At 75.3% G+C, this 4503-nt stretch carries 5 protein-coding genes; 1 reads left to right on the top strand and 4 read right to left on the bottom strand.

The window, feature by feature from the left end; all coding sequences use genetic code 11:
- Together AC1MIR_RS05470 and AC1MIR_RS05465 are read right to left on the bottom strand one after the other, a co-directional pair.
- On the bottom strand, positions 1-1332 hold a 1332-nt coding region (locus AC1MIR_RS05470; protein WP_480027175.1), incomplete at its 3' end, for an outer membrane protein assembly factor BamB family protein.
- Complete coding sequence (locus tag AC1MIR_RS05465) at positions 1329-1979, bottom strand: tetratricopeptide repeat protein (RefSeq protein WP_480027174.1); 651 nt, start codon at positions 1977-1979, stop codon at positions 1329-1331. The genes AC1MIR_RS05470 and AC1MIR_RS05465, both read right to left, overlap by 4 nt.
- Before the next feature lie 135 nt (positions 1980-2114).
- On the opposite strand from AC1MIR_RS05465, the gene AC1MIR_RS05460 reads away from it, so the two are divergent.
- Positions 2115-2519 carry a hypothetical protein gene (locus AC1MIR_RS05460; RefSeq protein ID WP_480027173.1) on the top strand — a complete coding sequence of 135 codons (405 nt, stop codon included), beginning with the start codon at positions 2115-2117 and terminating at the stop codon, positions 2517-2519.
- On the opposite strand, the gene AC1MIR_RS05455 is transcribed toward AC1MIR_RS05460, so the two are convergent.
- Positions 2509-3831 (bottom strand): dihydroorotase, encoded by a 1323-nt coding sequence (locus AC1MIR_RS05455; protein WP_480027172.1) that lies wholly within the window; start codon positions 3829-3831, stop codon positions 2509-2511. The two genes, AC1MIR_RS05460 and AC1MIR_RS05455, sit on opposite strands and share 11 nt — an antisense overlap.
- Before the next feature lie 82 nt (positions 3832-3913).
- A partial coding sequence (locus tag AC1MIR_RS05450; protein WP_480027171.1) for an asparagine synthase-related protein occupies positions 3914-4503 on the bottom strand: 590 nt, incomplete at its 5' end.

The following is a 4503-nucleotide window of genomic DNA, read 5'->3' as shown; positions in this document are numbered from 1 at the left end:
GGGCGCTCCGCCCTGGGCTATCAGCGTGCCGTCGTCCGCCAGGGCGACGACATGGCCCTCCGCCGAGGCCATCGGCAGCGACAACGGGGAGCGCACGGGGATGCGCCCGACGATCTCGCCCGAGACCGGGTCCAGCTGCAGGATCTCGCCACGGGTCGAGGGCACCAGCACGCGCCCGCCCGCGACCATCGGCCGGCCGAAGCGCGCCGGCTCCCCGCGGCGGCCGGTCGGCGGGGCGGGGTCGAGCTGGGTGACCCAGCTGATCCGCCCGTCCTCGCGCCCGATCGCCAGCGCCTCCCCGGCATCGGTCGCGGCGAAGGCCCAGTCGCCGGCCACCGCCACACCGGCGCCGCCGCCGAAGGGGCGCTCCCAAAGGCGTCGGCCGCTGCGCAGGTCCACGGCGATGGCGATGTTGGCCTGACCGACCGCGATCACCCGCCCGCCCGCGATCACGGGCATGCCGGTGATGCCGACGATGTCGGCCAGGCTCATCCGGCCCGTCCCGCCCAGGCTTTCCGCCCAGAGCACGCGCCCGTCGCGGGCGCGCAGCGCCAGCAGCTCGCCCGAGCCGAAGCCGGCCACCACCGCATCGCCCTCCACCGCCGGCGCCGGCAGGCCGAGCGGGATGGTGACCAGCGGCGCGGCGGTATGCATCCAGATCCGCTTGCCGTCCTCCACCGAATGGGCAGTGAGCTGGTTCTCGATGGTGGGGACGAAGATGCGCCCGCCGGCCACCGTGGGCGCGCCGCGCGCCGCGCTGGGCAGCCTTTCGCGCCAGCGGATCGCGCCGGTGCCGGCATCGAGCGCCATCACCTCGCCGGCGGCGGTGGCGACATACAGGGTGCCGTCCGCGAAGGCCGCGCCGCCGCCGAGCGGCACCGCGCTCTCATCCTCCGGCGTGGTGTCGGTGCGCCAGCGCTGGCGGCCGTCGGCCAGTGCATGGGCCGAGACGACGCCCCAGGCATCCACGGTGAAGACGGTGCCATTGGCGATCACCGGCCCGGTCACGATGCGCTGGCGGTAGCCGGAGCCCGAGCCGACGGAGCTGCGCCAGGCGATGGCGAGGCTCTCGCCCACCGCGATGTGGCCGGGGCTGTGGGTCGGCGTACCGCCGGCCATCGGCCATTCGGCCACCGGGCCGGGCGCCGGCAGTGTCACGCGGCCGGCTTCCTCGGCGTCGGCCGCGACGGGCGGCTCCGCCTGCAGCACGCTGCGCCGCTCGCCGGGGAGGCGGACCTTCCGCTCGCCCAGCAGGTTGTTCAGCGTCTCGCAGCCGCCGAGCAGCGCCGGGGCGGCGAGCATCAGCAGGCGGCGCGGCACTCGGCGCGTCATGAGCGCAGCCCGGCGGCGACGCGCTGCGCCCGCTCGCGCAGGCCGGCGGGGGCGGACGCGTCGGCCGCCAGCGCCTCGAGGATCCGCCGTGCCTCCGCGGTCTCGCCGCGGCGCAGGGCGACCAGGGCCTGGGCTTCGCGGGCCGCGGCCCGCCACGGATTGCCCTCCGCCGTGAGCGGCGCGATCCGGGCGGCGAGCAGCGCCGGATCGCCGGTGTCCAGCGCATGGCTCACGGTCATCAGCGTGGCGAGGTCGCGGTAGAGCGGGTCGGCGCCGCTGTCGGCCGCCACCTGCTCCCACAGCACGAGCGCGCCGGGCAGGTCGCCGGTCTCGGCCTTCAGCGCGGCGGCGCGCAGCCGGGCGAGGGTCTGGTAGCCGGCGGGCGCCTCCTGCGCGAGCGCGGCGAAGCCGCTGCCGGCGGCGGCGAGGTCGGCGCCCTGGAGTTCCGCGGCGCGGTGCAGGTTGAGATAGGTCGAGGCGGCGGCGGAGGCCGCGCGCGCCTGGTACCAGCGCCAGCCCTGCCAGGCGCCGGTCGCGCCCAGCACGCGCAGCGCGGCGCCGAGCGCGACGCCGCCCCAGCGCTGGGCGAGCTTCCGCGCCCGTTCGGCGCGGAGATCCTCCTCGACCTCGTCGAAGATGTCGGGCACCTGCTGTCCTTCTGCCTGTCTTCGCGCCGCTCGGCCATGCACCCCGGCGGTGTCCGGGGCCGTGCCCGGGGCCGGGCGGCGGACCATACAGGCGCGCTCACGGGGCGTTAAGCCCGCGGGGGCGAGGCTGGGGGCATGCGCCCGCCGCCCCCCGCCGCCCTGCTGCCGCTGCTGGCCCTGCCGCTTGGCGGCTGCTGGGTGGATGCGGCGGTCGGGCCGGCCCTGGTGGCCAATGGCGCCTCGATCATCCTGATCGGGCGGACGCCGGTGGATGTGGCGGCGAGCCTGGTGACGGGGCGGGACTGCTCGGTGGTCAATCATGAGCGCCGCCTGCCCTATTGCCTGGAGCCGCCGCCCCCGCCGCCGCCCACACCCTTCTGCACGCCCTCCCTCGGGCGGGTGGATTGCTGGACGGTGCCGCCGCCCGGCGCGCCGCTGCGCGGGGTGGCGGACCCGCCGCGCGGCACGCCGGCGCCGCCGGAGCCAAGGGCCGGGTTGGGGCTGGGGCTGGCGGGACCGCCGGGCGGGGTCAGCCCCTGAACCGCACCGGCGCGCCCTCGGGGCTGCCGAGGACCTCGTCCTCCCGCATCGCGATGCGGCCGCGGATCACGGTCATCACCGGCCAGCCGGTGCAGCGCTGCCCGGCGAAGGGCGTCCAGCCGCAGGGCGAGACGATCCAGCTCTCCTCGATGGTGCGGCTGCGCTTCATGTCCACCACGGTGAAGTCGCCGTCATAGCCGGCGGCGAGCCGCCCCTTGCCGACCACGCCATAGACCCGCGCCGGCCCCGCGCACATCAGGTCCGCGAGGCGCGAGAGGGAGAGGCGGCCGGCGCTGACATGGTCCAGCATCAGCGGCACGATGGTCTGGATGCCGGTGAGGCCCGAGCCGCCCGTGGGCCAGGGTTTTTCCTTCGACTCGCGCGAATGCGGCGCGTGGTCGCTGCCCACCGTGTCCACCGTGCCGTCGGCCACGGCCGCCCAGGCTGCGTCGAGATGGCGCTGGTCGCGGATCGGCGGGTTCATCACCGCGTAGCCGCCGAGCCTTTCGTACGCTTCGTCGGTCTGGGTTAGATGGTTCAGCAGGACCTCCACCGTGCAGAGGTCGCGGTAGTCCTTGAGGTATTCCAGTTCCTCCGCGGTCGAGACGTGCAGGATATGCGCCGGCCGCCCGGTCTTGCGCGCCAGCGCCATCAGCCGCCGCGTGCCGAGGAAGGCGGTCTCCACGTCGCGCCATTCGGCATGCATGCGATACGGCATGCCCGTGGTGTAGTTCGGCTTGCGCGCCTGCAGGCGATACTCGTCCTCGGAGTGATAGCTGATGCGGCGGCGGCCGGCGCGCATCACGCGCTCCAGGTTCTCGTCGTCCTCCACCATCAGGTCGCCGGTGGAGGAGCCGGCGAAGACCTTGATGCCGCAGACATTGGGCTGCAGCTCCAGCTCCGCCAGCGCGGCGATGTTCGCCTTGGTGGCGCCGACATAGAAGCCGATGTCGCACCAGGCGCGGCCCTTCACATGCGCGCGCTTCCAGTCGAGGCGCGCGGTGTCGGTGATGGAGGGGCTGGTGTTCGGCATGTCGAAGACCGCGGCGAGCCCGCCGAGCAGCGCCGCCTTCGTGCCCGTCTCGATGGTTTCCACCTTGGGGTCGCCGGGCTCGCGCAGATGGACATGGCTGTCGATCAGGCCGGGCAGCACATGCAGGCCCGTGCAGTCCACCTCCTCGGCGGCATGGGCGGTGCGGAGGTCGCCGATGGCCGCGATGCGGCCGGCGCGGACGCCGACATCGGCCCGCTCCATGCCCCAGGGCAGCACCAGCGTGCCGCCGCGGAGGACGAGATCGAAGCTCTGGGCCATGGTCGGAAGGTTCCTCCAGGTCGGGCGGTCGGCGCACCCTATACAGGCCGGCGCGGCGCATCACGATAGGCCGGGCGGGCGCTCACCCCCGCGAGGCCAGCACCTCCCACACATCGCCCTCGCTGCCCGCGCGCTCCACATGCGCGCGGTGCCACAGCGCGTAGAACAGCAGGTGCCAGGCCGCGAAGCCGCGATGCTTGTCGCCGGCCGCGTTGCGGAACAGGGCGGCGACGCGATCCGGCCGCGCGATCTCCGCGACACCGGGCTGCGCCGCGACGAGAGGGCCGAGGCGCTCGCCGACATGCGCGATCCAGGCCGCGACCGGCACGGTGAAGCCCTGCTTCGGCGCGAAGGGCCGGCTGCTCGGCAGGTTGCGCGACAGCCATTCGCGCAGCAGCCACTTGCCGGTGCGCCCGCGCACCTTCAGCCCATCGGGCAGGCGCCAGCAGGCGGCGGCGACGCCGGGATCGAGGAAGGGCGTGCGGCCTTCCACCGCATGCGCCATCAGGCAGCGATCGAGCTTCAGCAGCAGGTCGTTCGGCAGCCATTCCGCGATGTCGGCCGCCTGCGCCGCCATCAGCCGCGTGCGGCCCGGCATCGCCGCCCCCCCCCCCCCCCCCGCGCGGGCCGCGCGCCCCGGGGGGGGGGGCGCGCGGCCCGCCGGCCGGACCC

This window comes from Falsiroseomonas sp. RANM36 (assembly GCF_056682175.1).
Note: the sequence above shows the minus strand (reverse complement) of the source record. Positions and strands in the feature narration are given on the sequence as shown.